This window comes from Mycobacterium cajalii, from assembly GCF_045809005.2.
GTDB lineage: Bacteria > Actinomycetota > Actinomycetes > Mycobacteriales > Mycobacteriaceae > Mycobacterium.
The window spans coordinates 4,534,199-4,551,598 of the sequence record NZ_CM141436.1; the positions used below are offsets into that span (position 1 = coordinate 4,534,199).

The 17,400-nt window shown below is 68.8% G+C and carries 17 protein-coding genes and 1 pseudogene; 9 read left to right on the forward strand and 9 right to left on the reverse strand.

Annotated features, from left to right (window positions below; genetic code table 11):
* Window positions 1-57: 57 nt before the first annotated feature.
* From ACJ512_RS21440 to ACJ512_RS21455, 4 genes are all read left to right on the forward strand, one after another.
* The gene (locus tag ACJ512_RS21440; protein WP_407686363.1) at window positions 58-1,002 is read left to right on the forward strand and encodes a nitrilase-related carbon-nitrogen hydrolase; all 945 of its coding nucleotides are present in this window, start codon (window positions 58-60) and stop codon (window positions 1,000-1,002) included.
* Between the two features lie 154 nt (window positions 1,003-1,156).
* Window positions 1,157-1,288: a four-helix bundle copper-binding protein gene (locus ACJ512_RS21445; RefSeq protein ID WP_461479834.1), complete on the forward strand. Its 132-nt coding sequence runs from the start codon at window positions 1,157-1,159 to the stop codon at window positions 1,286-1,288.
* Window positions 1,289-1,375: 87 nt separating this feature from the next.
* On the forward strand, window positions 1,376-1,705 hold the full coding sequence (locus ACJ512_RS21450) for a four-helix bundle copper-binding protein (RefSeq protein ID WP_461480148.1): 330 nt from the start codon (window positions 1,376-1,378) through the stop codon (window positions 1,703-1,705).
* 84 nt (window positions 1,706-1,789) lie between these two features.
* Window positions 1,790-3,790, forward strand: coding sequence for a SpoIIE family protein phosphatase (locus tag ACJ512_RS21455; RefSeq protein ID WP_407686364.1), 2,001 nt, complete (start codon window positions 1,790-1,792; stop codon window positions 3,788-3,790).
* Here the strand turns inward: ACJ512_RS21455 and ACJ512_RS21460 are convergent.
* Window positions 3,787-5,025: an acyl-CoA dehydrogenase family protein gene (locus ACJ512_RS21460; RefSeq protein WP_407686365.1), complete on the reverse strand. Its 1,239-nt coding sequence runs from the start codon at window positions 5,023-5,025 to the stop codon at window positions 3,787-3,789. The two genes, ACJ512_RS21455 and ACJ512_RS21460, sit on opposite strands and share 4 nt — an antisense overlap.
* Window positions 5,022-6,185 carry an acyl-CoA dehydrogenase family protein gene (locus ACJ512_RS21465; RefSeq protein WP_407686366.1) on the reverse strand — a complete coding sequence of 388 codons (1,164 nt, stop codon included), beginning with the start codon at window positions 6,183-6,185 and terminating at the stop codon, window positions 5,022-5,024. The genes ACJ512_RS21460 and ACJ512_RS21465 overlap by 4 nt, the downstream gene beginning before the upstream one ends.
* A 239-nt stretch (window positions 6,186-6,424) precedes the next feature.
* Between ACJ512_RS21465 and ACJ512_RS21470 the strand changes: the two genes are divergently transcribed.
* Window positions 6,425-7,267 carry a hypothetical protein gene (locus ACJ512_RS21470; protein ID WP_407686402.1) on the forward strand — a complete coding sequence of 281 codons (843 nt, stop codon included), beginning with the start codon at window positions 6,425-6,427 and terminating at the stop codon, window positions 7,265-7,267.
* Window positions 7,268-7,302: 35 nt separating this feature from the next.
* A complete protein-coding gene (locus tag ACJ512_RS21475) occupies window positions 7,303-7,908 on the forward strand; it encodes a hypothetical protein (RefSeq protein ID WP_407686403.1) in 606 nt (201 codons plus the stop codon).
* Between the two features lie 11 nt (window positions 7,909-7,919).
* On the opposite strand, the gene ACJ512_RS21480 is transcribed toward ACJ512_RS21475, so the two are convergent.
* Complete coding sequence (locus ACJ512_RS21480) at window positions 7,920-8,879, reverse strand: alpha/beta hydrolase (RefSeq protein ID WP_407686367.1); 960 nt, start codon at window positions 8,877-8,879, stop codon at window positions 7,920-7,922.
* 23 nt (window positions 8,880-8,902) lie between these two features.
* Window positions 8,903-9,142, reverse strand: coding sequence for an amidohydrolase family protein (locus ACJ512_RS21485; RefSeq protein ID WP_461479835.1), 240 nt, complete (start codon window positions 9,140-9,142; stop codon window positions 8,903-8,905).
* A 129-nt stretch (window positions 9,143-9,271) separates the two neighbouring features.
* Between ACJ512_RS21485 and ACJ512_RS21490 the strand changes: the two genes are divergently transcribed.
* Both ACJ512_RS21490 and ACJ512_RS21495 read left to right on the forward strand, forming a co-directional pair.
* Window positions 9,272-10,486, forward strand: coding sequence for a cytochrome P450 (locus ACJ512_RS21490; protein ID WP_407686369.1), 1,215 nt, complete (start codon window positions 9,272-9,274; stop codon window positions 10,484-10,486).
* A gap of 7 nt (window positions 10,487-10,493) precedes the next feature.
* On the forward strand, window positions 10,494-11,651 hold the full coding sequence (locus tag ACJ512_RS21495) for a Zn-dependent alcohol dehydrogenase (protein WP_407686370.1): 1,158 nt from the start codon (window positions 10,494-10,496) through the stop codon (window positions 11,649-11,651).
* On the opposite strand, the gene ACJ512_RS21500 is transcribed toward ACJ512_RS21495, so the two are convergent.
* The 5 genes and pseudogenes from ACJ512_RS21500 to ACJ512_RS21520 form a co-directional block, all read right to left on the reverse strand.
* On the reverse strand, window positions 11,648-12,322 hold the full coding sequence (locus tag ACJ512_RS21500; RefSeq protein ID WP_407686371.1) for an SDR family NAD(P)-dependent oxidoreductase: 675 nt from the start codon (window positions 12,320-12,322) through the stop codon (window positions 11,648-11,650). The genes ACJ512_RS21495 and ACJ512_RS21500 overlap by 4 nt on opposite strands.
* A gap of 197 nt (window positions 12,323-12,519) precedes the next feature.
* Entirely contained in the window at window positions 12,520-12,768 is a 249-nt protein-coding gene (locus ACJ512_RS21505) for a dsRBD fold-containing protein (protein ID WP_407686372.1), read from the reverse strand.
* Between the two features lie 110 nt (window positions 12,769-12,878).
* Window positions 12,879-13,510 (reverse strand): annotated as a pseudogene (locus tag ACJ512_RS21510) (SDR family NAD(P)-dependent oxidoreductase).
* Window positions 13,510-14,730, reverse strand: a complete 1,221-nt coding sequence (locus tag ACJ512_RS21515; protein ID WP_407686404.1) for a cytochrome P450 — start codon at window positions 14,728-14,730, stop codon at window positions 13,510-13,512. The pseudogene ACJ512_RS21510 and the gene ACJ512_RS21515 overlap by 1 nt, the downstream one beginning before the upstream one ends.
* A gap of 8 nt (window positions 14,731-14,738) precedes the next feature.
* Window positions 14,739-15,761, reverse strand: a complete 1,023-nt coding sequence (locus ACJ512_RS21520; protein WP_407686373.1) for an LLM class F420-dependent oxidoreductase — start codon at window positions 15,759-15,761, stop codon at window positions 14,739-14,741.
* Window positions 15,762-15,861: 100 nt separating this feature from the next.
* On the opposite strand from ACJ512_RS21520, the gene ACJ512_RS21525 reads away from it, so the two are divergent.
* Window positions 15,862-17,358, forward strand: a complete 1,497-nt coding sequence (locus tag ACJ512_RS21525) for an acyl-CoA carboxylase subunit beta (protein WP_407686374.1) — start codon at window positions 15,862-15,864, stop codon at window positions 17,356-17,358.
* Window positions 17,359-17,400: the final 42 nt, after the last annotated feature.

Below are 17,400 nucleotides of genomic sequence, written 5' to 3' on the forward strand. Positions count from 1 at the left end.
GACTATTCACGACGTATCGATTCGCCTGTCCCCGATCGACCCCACGGAGGTGCGCCAATGATCACCCTCACCGCCGACGCCCCCGAGTCGCTGACGCGTACGACGCCGTCGCAACGCCCGCCCCTGCGGGTCGGACTGGTCCAGCATCGCTGGCGCGCCGACCACGCCGAGCTCACCAGCGTCCTGGGCGACGGCATCGCGCGGGCCGCCGCCGCCGGCGCGCGCGTGGTATTCCTGCCCGAGTTGACCCTGATCCGGTACCCGGGCGACCTCGCCCCGCCGTCGCCTCCGGTCAGCGCCGCCGAAGACCTGCTCGCGGGACCGACGTTCGCGTTCGCCGCCGAATGCGCGCAGGCGAACGACGTGTTCGTGCAGGCTTCGCTGTACGAGAAGGCGGCGAACGAAGACGGCAAGGAAGACGGACTGGGTTACAACACAGCCATTTTGGTGTCCCCTGCCGGCGAACTCGTCGCCCGGGTGCGCAAGATGCACATCCCCGACTCCGAGTGTTACCGCGAGGCCGCATACTTTCGCCCCGGCCCTGCCGACGGGGACCCGTATCCGGTGCTGACGCCCGAGGGGCTCGACGCAAGGATCGGCCTGCCGACCTGCTGGGACGAATGGTTCCCGGAAGTGGCCCGGAGCTACTCGCTGCACGGCGCCGAAATGGTGGTCTATCCCAGCGCCATCGGGTCGGAGCCGGCCTTCCCCGACTTCAACAGCGAACCGTTGTGGCAGCATGTCATCGTCGGCAACGGCATCTCCAACGGCTTGTTCATGATCGTGGCTAACCGCACCGGCGACGAGGGCAAGCTCAAGTTCTACGGTTCGTCGTTCATCTCCGACCCGTACGGCCGGGTGCTGACTCAGGCGCCCCGCGACGAAGAGGCGATACTGATCGCCGACCTCGACCTCGACCAACGTCGCGACTGGCTGGACGCCTTCCCGTTTCTGCGCACCCGGCGTCCCGACAGCTACGGTGCGCTCGTCGGCCGGCATTAGCATTAGCCACCAGCCGGCCTCCCCAGTGCGAATTCGGTTGCCCGCCAGCGCCTGAGCGAGCCACGCAGTTTGGCCGTACCCGCGGCGGGTAGGCGGATTCGTAGCCCCGACTCGGGGGTTCGACCGAGGACAGCCGCACGAGGGGAGGAACGACATGAGCACTACGGGCAGCATGCTGAAGACACATCCGCGCGACCTGAACGGGATCGACCACGAGGTCGTGACGAAATGTATCGAGGCCTGCGTCGAGTGCGCACAGGCGTGCACGTCCTGCGACGACGCGTGATTGGGCCAGGAGTCGGTCCAGGACTTGGCCGAATGTATCCGCAGCAACGCCGACTGCGCCGACATCTGCGCGGCGACCGCCCGCATGATGACGCGCCACACCGGCCACGACGCCAGCCTGAAGCGCTCCGTGCTGGAGGCGTGCGCGGCCGCCTGCAAGGCCTGCGAAGACGTGTGCGAGGGACATGGCAGCCGCTACGAGCACTGCCGCGTCTGCGCCGAGGTGTGCCGGCGCTGCGAGAAGGCGTGCCGGGAGATGACGAAGTCGCTCGGCCGAGGCCGCGCACCGGGGATGGGCCCGCCGACGGTGTCGGCGGGCCCATCGCGTCGACGGCGGTCTGGCAGCCCTCACGCCGCCGTTATCGATCCGTGCCTCGGGCGTCGGGCACCGATTGATAGTGTGGTTGTCACTAATTGACGAATACGTCGACGCATTGGGCCTGGCGACTTCGCGTCTATCCGCAACCAGGCCGGTGGTAGGTTCCGCAGGAGGGACGGCCATATGGTGGCCGAAAACGACCGGGACAGACCCGTTGATGCGGCCGAGAACGTGCGCCGCGTCTTCGAAAACGTCCCCGTGATGCTGGTCGGGCTCGAGGGGCCCGATCACCGATTCGTGGCGGTCAACGCGGCATTCCGCGCATTCCATCCGGCTTTCGATCCCATCGGCCTGCCCGCGCGCGAGGTTTTTCCCGAGCTGGAAAGTCAGCGGATCTACCAGATGTTCGACCGGGTGTACACGACCGGTGAATCGCAATCGGGGAGGGAATGGCGGCTGCAGGCCGACTTCGACGGTTCGGGAGTCCACGAACGCTTCTTCGACTTTCTCGTCACGGCACGGCACGGCGACGACGGATCGATCGAGGGCGTACAACTGCTGTTCGACGACGTCACGAACCGGGTGCGGGCCCGCTCGGCCGCCGAGGCGCGGATGGAGGAGCTGTCCGAGCGCTACCGCAACGCACGTGACTCCGCGATCGTCATGCAGCAGGCTCTGCTGGCCCCGTCGGTACCCGTGGTCCCCGGCGCCGACATCGCCGCCCAGTACCTCGTCGCCGCGGAGGACACCGCGGCCGGCGGCGACTGGTTCGAGGCGATAGCCCTGGACGACCGGCTCGTCCTTGCCGTCGGCGACGTGGTGGGCCACGGCGTCGAGGCCGCGGCGGCGATGGCCCAGCTGCGCACCGCGCTGCGGATGCAGATCTTGGCGGGGCAGCCGATCCCCGAAGCGCTCGAGGCCGTCGACCGCTTCCATCGGTACGTGCCCGGCTCGAAGTCGGCCACGGTGTGCATCGGCTCCCTCGACTACAGCACCGGGGAGTTCCGGTACTGCACCGCCGGGCACCCGCCACCGCTGCTGGTGACCACCGACGCGAAGTCCCGGTATCTGGTGCCCTCGGGCGCGGGCCCGCTCGGCAGCGGCACCGGTTTTCCGGTGCGCACCGAAATCCTCGACGTGGGCGATGTGATCCTGCTCTTCACCGACGGTCTGATCGAGCGGCCGGGCCGGCCGTTGGGCGCCAGCACCGCCGAGTTCGCCGAGTTGGCGGCCGGTGTCGCCGCCGGCCACAGCGGCTTCGTCCTCGACAGCCCCGCACGGCCGATCGATCGGATCTGCTCGGAGTCACTGGAGTTGCTGCTGCGGTCGACCGGCTACAACGACGACGTCACGCTGCTGGCCGCGCAGCGGCGCACGCCGCCGCCGCCCCTGCGACTGACGCTGGACGCCACCCTGCACACCGCGCGCACGGTCCGCGCCCGCCTGCGCGCATGGTTGTCGGAGATCGGCGCCGACCCCGGCGAGGCATCCGACGTCGTGCACGCGATCTCGGAATTCGTGGAGAACGCCGTCGAGCACGGCTACGGCGCCACGGCTTCCGGGGAACCGGGAGAACGCAAGGAAATCGTCGTCGAGGCCGCGCTGGCCGGTGACGGCAACCTGCACGCCTCGGTGTCCGACCGTGGCAGGTGGAAGGACTACCGCGCGGGCGAGAAGGGCCGCGGGCGGGGGCTTGCCATGGCCGAGGCGTTGGTGTCGCAGGCGCAGATCAGCCACGGCGCCGGCGGGACGACCGCCAGTATCGTGCAGCGCATGTCCCGGCCTGCGGACTTTCTCGCCGACACGCTGATCAGCCGGGTTCCGCACCAGCGGGCAAACGAATCCGAGTTCGCCTCAGCGATCGGCGACGACGGCCGCATCGTCGTCAGCGGTGACGTCGACTCGGATACGGCGTCCATCCTTGACCGCCAGATTGCCGTCGAAAGCCGTTCGGGCATAGCACCTTTGACGATCGACCTGAGCGGGGTCACCCATCTGAGCTCGGCGGGCGTCAGCGCGCTGGCCGATGCCCGGGAGAGGGCCCGCAGACAGGGCGGCGAATGCGTGCTGGTGGCCGCGCCCGGCAGCCCGGCCCACCATGTGTTGTCGCTCGTCCAGATTCCCACGGTCAGCAGCTGTGCAGCCGACGTCTTCGCCGAGGAGTCCGAGTCGGACCGGGGCTAGCTTTCGCGCGGGCCGTGGCGGACTTCGTTGAACGGCACCCCGCGGTCGGCGGCGTATTCCCGCGGGAAGCCCAGCACCCGCTCACCGATGACGTTGCGGGCCATCTCCGTGGTGCCGCCGCCGATGGCGACGGTCTGCCGGGACAGGTAGCGCAGCCCCGTCTCCAGCCCGTCGCCGCGCTCCCCCACGACCCCGGCGGCCCCCGCGATCGCCAGCGCGGTGTCCACATCCAGGCTCACGGTTTCGGAATGGAACAGCCTGATCAGCGTTCCGGCCGCCGGCGGCAACGCGCCGTCCCTGACGCTGCGGTACACGTGCGCGATCAACTGCTCGGCGACGGCGCGGTGGACCAGGGCCCGGCCGGCCATTTCCTGCACGCGCTCGTCGCCGGCCCGGCCGGTCCTTTCCGTCAGGTCGAGGAAGTCGACGGGATTGGCGTTGCCCCCTTCGCTGCCGCTGCCGCTGGCGAACTCCGACCCCTGACCCACCGCCCGGCGCTCGTGATACAGCTGCCGCGACGCGACCGCCCAGCCGCCGTCGACCTCACCGACGACGGCGTCGCCACCGACGTCCACCCCGTCCAGGAACTCCTCGCAGAACTCGGTGGAACCGCTCAGCATGGTGATGCGGCGCAACGTGACACCCGGGTGGGCGATGGGCACCAGGAACATGGTCAGGCCTTCGTGTTTGGGCACGTCCCAGTTGGTGCGGGCCAGGCACAGGCCGTAGTCGGCGGCGAAGGCGCTGGTGCTCCACGTCTTGGCGCCGTTGATCACCCAGCGGTCGCCGTGACGTTCGGCGCGGGTGATGACACCGGCCAGATCGGATCCGCCGCTGGGTTCGCTCAGCAGCTGCACCAACACCTCGTCGCCGCGCAAAGCGGCGGCGATGTGCTGCTTCTTCTGCTCCTCGGTGCCGGTGTCGAGCAGCGTGGCGCAGCAGATGGTGAACGTCGGGGTGTTGAGGATCAACGGCATCTCGTAGCCGAGCGATTCCGCGTCGAAGGCCTTCTGGTACTCGTAGCCCAGCCCCAGGCCGCCGCATTCGCGGGGAAAGCAGATGCCGGCGAATCCGCCTTGGTAGAGCCGCCCCTGCAGCTCGCGCGCCCTGGCCCAGGCCCGCTCGTCGTCACGCGGGGCGGGCGGCGGGCAGTCCGGGTCGATCGTGGGCATGTGCTGCGCCAGCCACGCCCTGGCGCGCGCGGCGAACTCCGCGACGGATTCGGTCGGCGTCATTGCGCGGCGCGGGCCGTCTTGGCGTCCGCGTGCCACGCATACACCAGCTGATTGTGTTCCTCGGGAGTCCCGAACATGGCGCGGTACAACGTGACTCGCCGCAGGTACAGGTGCAGGTCGTGTTCCCAGGTGACGCCGATGCCGCCGTGCATCTGCACGCACGCCTGAACGATCTGGCCGGCCATCTCGCCGACGTAGGACTTGGCGATGCTGGCCGACAGCCCCGCCGTCGGCGCCTGGGCGGCGACGGCGGCAACCGCCGCGGAGGTGGTGGCCCGGCATGCTTCCAACCACAGCTTCATGTCGGCGAATTTGTGTTTGAGCGCCTGGTAGGACGCCAGGGGGCGGCCGAACGTGTGCCGGTCCAGCGCCCACTGGACGGTGAAGTCGAAGACCGTCTGCAGGGCGCCGACCACCTCCGCGCACTGCAGGACCTGGGCGATCTGGCTCTGCCGGCCGATCAGCGCGGTGCTCTCGTCCGCGGCGCCAACGGCCGCGGACCCCGCCACCAGGACACCGTCGAAATGCACCCGCGCGTACTGCTTGACCAGGTCCACCGACTGTTGGGGTTCGATGCGGACCCCCGGCGCGTCCGTCGGGACCAGGAACTGACGGATCCCCTCACCGCACCGCGCCACCACCAGCAGCAGAGCGCTCTGGGCGCCGGCCTCGACGCGGTCCTTGGTGCCGTCGATGCGGTAGCAAGAGCCGGTGTCGGAATAAGTTTCAGCGGCCGTCACCGACGGATCCAGTGGGGCCCATCCCCGGCCCGGCTCGGCAACCGCCCACGACGCGACCAACTCGCCCGACATCAGCGCGTCGATCGTGGCGGCATGCGCGTGGCGCTCGGCGCCCCCGGCAAGCCCGGCCAGCACGACACTGACCGGATACAACGGCCCGGGCGCCACCGTTTTGCCGAGTTGCTCGGCGACCATGGCCAGGTCCGCGAGGCCGCTGTCGGAGACGCTGCCACCGCCCAGGTCCTCGGGAACGAGCAGGCTCGTCCACCCGAGTTCGGCGGCGCGCCGCCACCAGGACGCGTCGAACGACACACCCGCGGCGTGCAGTTCACGGACGCGACTCAGCGGCGCTTCTTTTTGCAGAAAGGCTTGGGTCGTGGAGGTGAAGAGTATCTTTTCGGGAGAGTCGACAGCGGTCATGATGCCGGCAGGACCTTCCTTGGCAATTGATCGTCGCCGCAAAACATGCAGAGGAGAGACGCTGGGTGGGGGTGGTCATCCGCCTATTCGGTCCTCGTCGCAGTTCGCCGGCGACTCGATGTTAGCAACGGACAATACAGTAAGAGATACCGGAGTTCAGTCGATAATGATGGTGACGAGCGGCAGGCGCGATGACTGAGGCGGACGAACCGTTCGAGGCTTCTGCCGGGTCGGAGGCCATGTCGGAGGACATGGCGGAGGCCACGTCGAGGGCCGAGGCGATGGCCCTGGCCGAAGAGGCCGAAGCCGAGGCCGCCGAAGCCGAGGCGCTGGCCGCCGCGGCCCGCGCGCGCGCCCGCGCCGCCCGGTTGCGGCGCGAGGCGATGACGCTGGCCGAGGCCGCCGAGGACTACGGGGATGCGGCCGCCGCGGCCGCGGATGCGGACTACTACGAAGATTACGACGAGACGGACGAAGACTACGACGAGGAATACGACGAAGACTACGGCGAGGAGTACGAGGAAGCCGTCGGCGAGGACCACCCCGAGTCGGCCCCGGAACCGGCGGACCGGCCGGAGGCATGGCGACGCCGGTTGCCCTCGCCGACCGCGGCTTCCAAAGTCGCCGCGGTCCTGCTCATCATCGGCTTCGCCGCGTTCAGCACCTACGCGGTGCTCCACCATCGGGACGCCGTCCGCTACCAGCAACGCCAGGCCGCCTACGTCGACGGGGCCAAACAGGGCGTGACGAACATGATCTCGCTTGACTACACGAAGGCCCAGGAGGACGTCCAACGTGTAATCGACAGCGCCACGGGCGAATTCAAGGACGATTTCAAGAACCGGGCGAAAGATTTCATCGCGGTGGTCGAGCAGTCGAAGGCCGTCACCGAAGGAACCATCAACGGCGCCGCCGTCGAGTCGATGAAGGGGGCTTCGGCGGTGGTACTGGTGTCGGCGACCTCGCGGGTCACCAATTCCCCGCCCGGAAAGGACCAACCACCGCGAATGTGGCGGCTCAGGGTGACCATTGCCGATGTCGGCGGGCAGTACAAGATGTCGAAAGTTGAGTACGTACCGTGACCGACCATCTGCACGACGTCGCCGCCGATGCCGAGATCGACTCGCCCGAAACGGACTTCGCCGATCAGGCGGGTGAGCCGTTCGCGGGGGAAGAGGAAGCGGTCGACTCCACGCCCCAGCCGAGACGACCGCGTCTGGTCCGGACGCGCGCGGTGCTCAACTCGAAGGCCCTCTCCGTGGTCCTGATCGTGCTGCTGCTGATCTCGGGCGGCGCGGCGACCTGGCTCTACTTCAAGCAGTTCCGGCCCGACCAGCAGACCGATCCCGACGTCGGCCGCGCCGTGGCAGGCATCGCGTCCGACGGGACCGTCGCGTTGCTGTCCTACTCCTCGGACACCCTGGACCAGGACTTCGCCACCGCAAGGTCGTACCTGGGCGGGGACTTCCTGTCCTACTACAACGATTTCACCAAGCAGGTCGTGACTCCGGCGGCCAAACAGAAGTCGCTGAAAACCACGGCCCATGTGACCGGCGCCGCGGTGACCGAGCTGCAGCCCTATTCGGCCGTCGTCCTGGTCTTTGTCGATCAGACCACCAAGATCAAGGACAACCCGCAACCGTCGCTGGCACTCAGCAGCGCGCTCGTGCGCATGAGCCGGATCAACGGCAAGTGGCTGATCACCAAGTTCACCCCGGTGTAGGTCTGCGCCCGTTACATCGCGAACACGCGGCGCAGCGCCTGCGCGTGCAACGCCCGGTACTCCCGGGAGACGACCCAGTCCGGAACCACCGAGTCGAAACCGCTGAACGTCGCTGCGACGACGTGTAGTTCGGTATGGACGAAGGCATGCAGCAGCCGGTTCGCATAGTCGATGGCCTCGTCGCGGCACGGGTCGATTTCCGAGCAGCTGATGAACGTGGGCGGCAGGCCCTCCAGGTTCGCCCGATGGGCCGGAACGTGTTGACCGGTGGCGTTCGCGTGGCCGAGGTAGTGGCCCCAGGCCCGGCTCACGGCCGGCCCGTTGAGGCCCGGCGTGCGCTGGAACTCGCGCCGCGACGGCGTGGTGTCGGAGTCGAGCATGGGTTGGTGCAGGATCTGTACCCGGATCTCGGGACCCTCCTGGTCGAACATGCGCTGGGTCAGCCCGGCGACCAGCGCCGCGCCCGCATCGCGGCCCATCACCGCGATGCGGGCGGCGTCGGCGTCCAGCGCGGTGCAATTCTCGACGGCGTACCGCAAGGCCGCCTCGACGTCGTCGAGCGCCGCCGGGCACGGATTCTCCGGCGCCAGCCGGTAGTCCACCGACACCACCAGGCAGCCGGCCGCCCGGGCCAGCTCCACGCAATGGGCGTGGTCGGTGTCGAGGTTGCCGGTCACGAAGCCACCGCCGTGGGCGTACACCAGCAGGGGCGCCGGCGACCCGGTCGGTGCGCGGTACAGGCGAAGACCGAGCTTGCCGCCGCCCGGACCGGGAACGGTCTCCGACGCCACGGTGACGCCCGCGGTGTCGGCCGCTGCGGCCCGCCCGGCGGCCACCGAGTTGGCGCGTCCGCGTTCGGCGGGCAGTGTCTCGATCCGGAACTCGGCGACCCCCAGCTCGATCGCGGCATCGCGCAGCATCGGGTCGATACGGCTGAGGCCCTGCGGCCGAACCAGATTCGTTTGTGCCATACCCGCTCGGTCTCCCTCGGCCGTCATTCCCCGGGGAGCGCCTTGACGGTGGCCGGCAACCCGTAGAGGGCCGTCGCATTGCCACGCATGATCCGCTCCCGCTGGTCGGCGGGGAACCTGTTGATCGCATACGTGGGTGAGTCGTAGCTCCAGTGCGGGTAGTCGGTCGAAAACATGAGATTGTCTCCCAGGTCCATCATCTCCAGGTACTCGCGGAAGCCCGCCGTGTCGGCGTCCTCGAGCGGCTGAGTGGTGAACCGCACCTGCCGAATCACCGCCTCCCGCGACACCAGCGATTTCAATACTGGGCCCGCCCTGGCAGCCGGGACAAGCCGTTGGGCTTCGTTGCTATTTATACTATGTTAGCGATATTCCGTCAGTGAGGAGCGTTGATGACGCTGCGTACCGGCCCCGACGATCCGCCCGTCGCCCTCGATATCACCGGCGAAACAAGCCCTTATCCGTTCTTCGAGTACATGCGGCGCACGGATCCGGTCTGGCACGGCTCCCTGACCGACCAGTCCCAGCTGCCGGAGGAGCTTCGGCCCGACGACGAGTGGGTCTTGTTCGGCTACGACGGCGTGTCCCAGGCCTTCCGCGACGACCGGGTCTTCACCTCGGCCGGCTACGACAAGACGATCGGGCTGGTGATGGGCCATACCATCCTCGCGATGGGCGGCAAGGAACACCACGACCACCGCAACCTGGTGGCCAAGGCCTTCCGCGCCACCGCGCTGCAGCGCTGGGAGCCGTCGGTGATCGGCCCGGTCTGCGACCGACTGGTCGACGAGATCAAGGCGGACGGCGAGGCCGACCTGGTGCAGGCGCTCACCTTCGAGTTCCCGACCCGGATCATCGCCAGGCTGCTGGGCCTGCCGCCCGAAGACCTCGACCTTTTCCGTCGATTGTCGCTGGAGCTCATCTCGATCCCGACCGACATCGTCGCCGGGCTGAACGCGGCGGCGGAGTTGCAGGGTTACTTCCTCGAGCAGGTCGAGCAGCGGCGCCACCAACTGACCGACGACATCATCGGCGACCTCGTCGCCGCCGAGATCGACGGCGAGAAGCTGACCGACGAGGCGATCATCGCGTTCCTGCGACTGCTGCTGCCGGCCGGTCTGGAGACCACGTACCGGTCGTCGGGAAACCTGCTGTACCTGTTGCTGACCCACCCCGAGCAGCTGGCGGCGGTCTGCCGCGACCGGTCGTTGATTCCGGCGGCGATCGAAGAGGGCCTACGGTTCGAAACCCCGCTGACCATGGTCATGCGGACCACCACCGAGGCGATCGACCTCGGCGGCAAGACGATCCCCGCCGGCGCCCAGATCGACCTGTGCATGGGCTCGGCCAACCGTGACGAGAGCCGCTGGACCGACGCCGGGGTATTCGACATTCACCGGCCGCGCCAATCCCACATCGCGTTCGCCGGCGGCATCCACATGTGCCTCGGCATGCACCTGGCCCGGCTGGAGACGAGGGTCATGCTGAACAGCCTGTTCGACCGGGTGACGGACCTGGCGCTCGCGGGCGGTGACGACACCGGGATCGTCGGGCTCACCTTCCGGTCGCCGAACAAGCTTCCGGTGACGTTCGCCCCGGCCGCATGAGAAGCGCTTGAAAACCAGGGGAGCGGTCCTGCACGACGTCGGCGGCCCCTGGTCAGTCGAGGAATTCGAGCTGGACCCGCCGCGCGCCGGCGAGGTCCTCGTCGAGATGGCCGCCGCCGGGCTGTGTCACTCCGACGACCACATCCTCAAGGGCGACATGTCGGCACCCAACGAGGTGCTGCGGTCGCTGGGCCTGCCGACCATGTTCCCGACGATCGGCGGGCACGAGGGTTCCGGTGCGGTGCGCGAAATTGGGCCGGGCGTCACCGATTTCGCGGTCGGCGACCATGTGGTGATGTCCTTCGTCGCCGTATGCGGGCAGTGCCGCTGGTGTGCGAGCGGGATGGAGTACATCTGCGACGCGGGCATCGGCACCCTGACCCCGGGCATGCCCACCGACGGCACGTTCCGGCACCACACCGGTGACGGCCGCGATCTCGGGCATCTGTCCAAGATCGGTGCCTTCGCCGAACACACCGTGGTGGCGACGAATTCGCTCGTCAAGATCGCACCGCACCTGCCGCTGGCGCCGAGCGCGTTGCTGTCGTGCGCCATTCCGACCGGCTACGGTTCGGTCGCGAACCGCGCCAACATGCGCGCCGGCGACACCGTCGTGGTCGTCGGCGCGGGCGGGATCGGCACGGGCGCCATCCAGGGCGCCCGGATCGGGGGCGCCGCGCAGATCGTCGCCGTCGATCCGGTCGAGTTCAAACAGAGGTCCGCCTTGCGCTTCGGCGCCACCCACACGGCGGCCGCGGTGGGCGAGGCGCTGGACCTGGTGCGCGCCCTGACCTACGGGGTGATGGCCGACGCGGTCGTGGTCTCGCCGTCGCTGATCACCGCCGCCGACGTCCGCGACGCGTTGCAGCTCACCCGCAAGGGCGGCACATGTGTGCTCACCGGAATGACCTCGCAACTGACCCGCTCGGTCAAGATCGATCTGCAGGATTTCATCCTGATGAACAAGTCGCTGGCGGGCACCGTCTTCGGGTCGTGCAACCCGAAGGCGGACATCGCGCGGCTGGCCAGGCTGTACGAGACGGGCCGGCTGCAGCTCGACGAGATGATCACCCGGCGCTATCGCCTCGAGGACATCAACGACGCCTACGCCGACTTACTCAATGGCGAAATCATCCGCGGCGTCATCGATTTCGGGCTCAGCTAGCTTTTGCCGATCGCCTTCTGCAGCTGGCCGTACGCATCGATCGGCCTGTGCAGCGCCAGGCCGCCGTCGGCGTGCACGATCTGACCGGTCACCCAGGGCAGTTCGAGGACCCCCACGATGGCGCCCGCCACGTAGTTCGCCTCGCCCACGCCGCCCAGTGCCGTGCGTTCCGACAGCGCGTCCACCCAGCCGGGAAGCTGTTCGGGTTTCGCCAGCATCGGCGTCCTCGTGGCGCCCGGCCCGACCGCGTTGACTCGGATGCCGTGGCCGCCCCACTCCACGGCGGCGACCTTGACCAGCATGTCCACGCCCGCTTTGGACACGCAGTAGGCCCCCATGTCCCGGTCGGCGAGGGTGCCGCTGATGCTGGAGACGGCGACGATCGACCCGCCCGCCCCGGCGTCGACCATGGCCCGCGCCGCGGCGCGAATGGTCAGCCAGGTGCCGGTGAGGTTCACCGCCAGCACCCGTTGCCAGTCCGCGGGCGACTGCTCCAGCAGCAGGCCCGAGGCCCCGATTCCCGCGCAGGTCACCACCCGGGTCGGCGTTCCGCGCTCGGCCACGGTTTGTTCCATCGCCGCCGACACCGCGTCGGGATCGCTGACGTCACAGACGATATCGGCGTCGGACAGGTCCCAGAGCACGACGTCGTGCCCCGCCTCGCGCAGCACCGATCAACCCGACCAGCACGCCGTCGGGCGCGGTGACCACGGCCATCGCGACGGTCTTTCCGGCCGGAGCCGCCACGTCGATCCGGCGAACACCGTCGGTGAAACCCAATTCGGCCAGCGCGGAAAGCGTCTCGGCGGTGCAGATCGCCGAGTGGTGAACTCCTAACACGAGTTCGCAGTCTAGTACTCCGGACTGGTCAGTTCATGATCCGGCGCAGCGCGCTGACCTGATCCGCCAGATCCGAGAGCGAACGCGCGGTGGCGAGCTCCTGGCCGGCTTCGCGGGCCAAACAGTCCGACGGGTGGCGATAGGCGACCCCGAACCCGAAGATATACGAACGTCCCCAACGCAATTGAGCCTTCGCGAGGGTGCGGCCGCCGTGCTCGTCGATCGCCACGGTGACCATCGGCCGGTTGGCGGCAATCGGGCTGCTGTCGTACGGCATGGCGGCGCCTCTTTCGAATCGTGCTGCGGGACAAGCTGGCCTCAACCCTAGGCACTGCCGTGGCGCATCATAGGGTCATTGGTCCCCACGGGCGTCGCCGATGGGCACTTCTAGCCGACCGCGGCCAGCGCGCGATCCCACAATTCGCGCGCCAGGACGCGGTCGTCGGCAGCGCGGTTGGCCCTGGTCACTTTGCCCTTCGCGTAGTACTCGCCGGCGGCCCAGTCGACGCCGGGGTAGTCGACGCCAGCCAGACCAGCAGCTCGGCGCCCCGGTCCGCGGTCGCGATGGAGCGGCTCACCGGGGTGCGCTGCATCCACACCAGCAAGCGTGAACCCGACGCGTGACCGATGTCGGCGTTGACGAAGCCCGGGTGCACCACCGCAGCCGAAAGACCCTCGGCGTGGTAGCGCCGATGCAATTCCCGGGTGAACACAATGTCGGCGAGCTTCGCGAGCGCGTAGGCGGCGCCGGGCCGGCGCCGCTCGGTGGTCGCGACGTCGGCGATGGTGACGTTGCGCAGCAATCTCTGCGGCGAGCTGGACGCGTTGACGACCGTGGCACGCGAATCGAGGAGCACCTCGAGCAACCGCGTGGTCAGCAGGAACGGCGCCAGGAAATTTACCTGAAAGGTGATCTCGTGGTCGTCGGCCGTCCTGCGCAGTCCGCTGCGACGCAAACGACGGGCCGCCGCGGCGCCGATGCCGTCGCTGGCGCCGGTGATCACGATCGTCCTGCGCATCACGCCAGGGAGTAGCGGACGGGCAGGTGCTTGAGACCGCCGACGAAGGTGGTAGCCATGAGTTCCGGATCCCCGGTCAGCTCAATGCTTTCGAGCCTGGGCAGCAGCTCGGAGAAGAAGCTGCTGACCTCCATGCGGGCCAGGGCCGCACCCATGCAGAAGTGCACGCCGTAGCCGAACGCCAGGTGTTTGTTGGGGTCGCGGCCGGCGTCGAAGCGGAACGGGTCGTCGAAGACGTCCTCGTCGCGGTTACCCGACACATACGACAACAGCACGGAGTCGCCCGCGGCGACGGGCACCCCGCGCACGACGGTGTCCGCGGCGGCGGTACGCATGAATTCCTTGACCGGGGTGACCCAGCGGATCATCTCCTCGGTGGCCAGTGGCAGCAGCTCGCGGTTGTCGCGCAGCCGCTGCAGCTGCTCGGGGTTTTCGATGAGCGCCTGCATGCCACCGGAGATGGTCGCACTGGTGGTGTCGTGGCCCGCGGTGGCAACGATGAGGTAGTACGACACGGTGTCGATGTCCGACAACGATTCCCCGTCGACGCGGGCGTTGGCGATCGCCGACGCGAGGTCGTCGGTCGGATGCTCCCGGCGGGCCGCGGTGACCGCGTTGAAGTAGCCGAACATGTCCAGCAGCGCCGGAAGCTGGTCTTCGTTCGTCGTGCCCCGTTTGAACTCGGAGTCCTCGCTGCCGAACAGTTCCTGGGTGAGCTTGAGCATGCGCGGGAAGTCGTCTTCGGGCAGACCCAGTAGCGACATGATCACGTACAGCGGGTAGTTCACCGCGACTTCCTGGACGAAGTCGCACTCGGGGCCGGCGGCCACCATCTTGTCGACGTAGACCTTGGCCAGTTCCTCGACCCGAACCTTCAGCGCCCGCATGGCCTTCGGGCGGAACCAGTCCGACCCGATCGCGCGCACCACCCGGTGCTGTGGGTCGTCCATGTGGATCAGCGTGCGCACGCCGGCGGCCGCCTGCATCTCGTCGCCCTCCGCGGTGGTCAGCACGGGGCGGGGCCAGTTGGTGAACAGCGCGTTGTCGCGCTCGATGTCCATGATGTCGGCGTGTTTGGTGATCGCCCAGAACGGCCGATAGCCGGGCACCTCGACCCACGACACCGGTGCGTTGGCCCGCAGATGGGTCAGCGCCGCGTGCAGCCTCGGCTCGTCGGTGTAGGCCAACGGGTCCGCCAGGAGGCCGCCGGCCTCGTCCAGGGTGGTGCTCATTCGCGAAACTCCTTCAGTATGGCCGCAACACGGGTCGTCGAGGCGGTCGGAAAGATCGGCAGGACCCGGTCGACCGCGCCGTCGCAGCGATGCCGGAGCGCGGTTGCGACCGTGTCGGCCGCGCCGACGACGGCGAACGTCGCGAGCATCTCGTCGTCGATCAGCGCTGCCATGGCGTCCCACTCCCCGGCCAGCGACAGCCGGTGCAGCTCGGTGTGCAGATCGCCCCAGCCGTGCAACTCCAGAACCGTGCGGTAGGCCGGTGTCGACCCGTAGAACGCGATCTGCTTGCGCACGGCGGCAGCGGCGGCCGCCAGTTCGGTGTCGTCCGCACCGGTCGCCACCATCACCTCGGCGCACACCTGGAAGTCGTCGCGGGCGCGGGCGCGGCGCCGCATACCGCGTTCCAGCGCGGGCAGGGTCACCTCGTCGAGATAGCGCTTGGAGACCATCGGGTGGCCGAGGTGGCCGTCGGCGACCTCACCGCACACCTCGGTCATCGCGGTGCCGACGGCGGCGAGGAAGACCTTGGGCGCGGGGTGGGGCTGCGGCTCCGGGGTGAACATCGGGGTCATGATCTTGTGGGTGTAGAAGTCGCCCTCGAACGACAGCCTGGTGCCGTCGCGCCACGCGGCCCAGATCGCCTGCAGCGCCGAGACGAACTCGCGCATCCGGGGCGCGGGATGGCTCCACGGCATGCTGAACCGCTTCTCGATGTGCGGCCGGATCTGGGTGCCCAGGCCGAGCAGGAAACGGCCCTTCGCGTACGCCTGCAGGTCCCAGCCGATGTTCGCGACGATCATCGGGTTGCGCGCGAAGGCGACCGCGATGTTGGTGCCCAGTTCGATCCGCGACGTGTGCTCGGCGGCCAGCAGCAGCGGCAGGAAGGGGTCGTGGCTGGTTTCGGCGGTCCAGCCGCCGTCATAGCCCTGGCGCTCGAGGTCACCGGCCGCCGCGGCGGCCCGATCGAGGCGATTGGGAATGCCCCCGTCGATCTTGAGACGGGGGCTGCTGGCCATGCCGGTGACTTTACAGTAAGCAATCCAGTATGTGACCCTGCTCATCTGGCTGCGCGAAGATTCTCCCGTGAGGTAGGACTACAAGCATGGTGAAGACAGCATGACAAAACCCCAGGGTTGGGAGGAGACGCTCGAGGACCTCGACCGTCGCCGCCGGCACGCGTGGGCCATGGGCGGGCCGGAGCGGCTCGACAAGCACCGCGGCAAGGGCAAGCTCGACGCGCGCGCCCGGATCGAGCGGCTGCTCGATCCCGGGACCTTCCGCGAGTTCGGCACTCTGGTCGGCGGCGAGATCGCCGCCGACGGGATCGTGGTCGGCTCGGGATCGATCAACGGCTCGCCGGTGATGCTGGGCGCCGAGGACTTCACCACCATGGCGGGCACCATCGGACCGGGCGGCAACTCCAAGCGTTACCGCATCGCCGAGCTGGCGCTGCGCGACAAGGTCCCGCTGGTGATGCTGCTCGAGGGCGCCGGCTTTCGTCCCACCGGCGGGCACTACGGGCGCACCCCGACCGATCTGCTCGCCCAGGCGCAGTGCTCGGGGCGCGTCCCGACCGTTGCCGCGGTGCTCGGCCCCTCGGCCGGCCACGGCGCCCTGGTGGCCCCGGTGTGCGACTTCCGGATCATGAGCCGGCAGGGCGCGATCTTCACCGCCGGGCCACCCGTCGTCAAAGAGTCCACCGGCGAAGACATTTCGAAAGAGGACCTCGGCGGGCCGGACGTCGCCCTGCCGAGCGGGGTGATCCACAACGTCGCCGAGGCCGACGAAGACGTGCTCGACGACATCCGCCGCTACCTTTCGTACTTCCCGCCGAGCGCATGGTCCTACCCGGCGGCGCTGCCCCCGTCCGAGACCGGCGGCCCGCGGCAAACCCCGGAGTTGCTCGACATCGTCTCCCGCGACAACCGCCGCGTCTACGACATGCGCGCGGTCCTAGACGTGGTGTTCGACCGGCCGGACTGGTTCGAGGTGCAGCCCCAGTTCGGCAGGGCGGTCATCTGCGCGCTGGCCCACCTCGGCGGCCACCCGGTCGCGGTGGTGGCCAACCAGCCGCAGGTGCTGGCCGGGTCCATCGACGCCGACGCCGCGGACAAGGCGGCGCACTTCATCATGGTCGCCGATTCGTTCCACCTGCCGATCGTGTTCCTCGCCGACAACCCGGGCATGCTGCCCGGCAGCCGGTCGGAGCGCAGCGGCGTGCTGCGCTCCGGCGGGCGGATGTTCGCCGCCCAGACCGCGGCCACCACGGTCAAGCTGCACCTGACGCTGCGCAAGGCCTACGGCTTCGGCTCCATGGTGATGTCGCTGCTGGGCTTCGACCACCAGTCGGCGACCTTCGCCTACCCCGGCGCGACCATGGGCGCGATGAGCGCGGCAGCGCTGAGCAGGGCCTCGCACGCCGGTGAGGACCTCACGGCGCAGCTGCGCGACGCCGAACTGCAGGCGTCCTACCGGTCGGCCGAGCACATGGGATTCGACGAGCTCATCGACCCCCGCGAGACCCGCGACGCCCTGCTCGCCGCCCTGCAGCGCGGCATCTCCAGCCGGCAGGCCGCCGCCGAACCGGTGTCGCGCACCGCCATCCTGCCCTGAGCACACCGACCGCGAGCGTGCGTGTCTGTACGACGACACGCC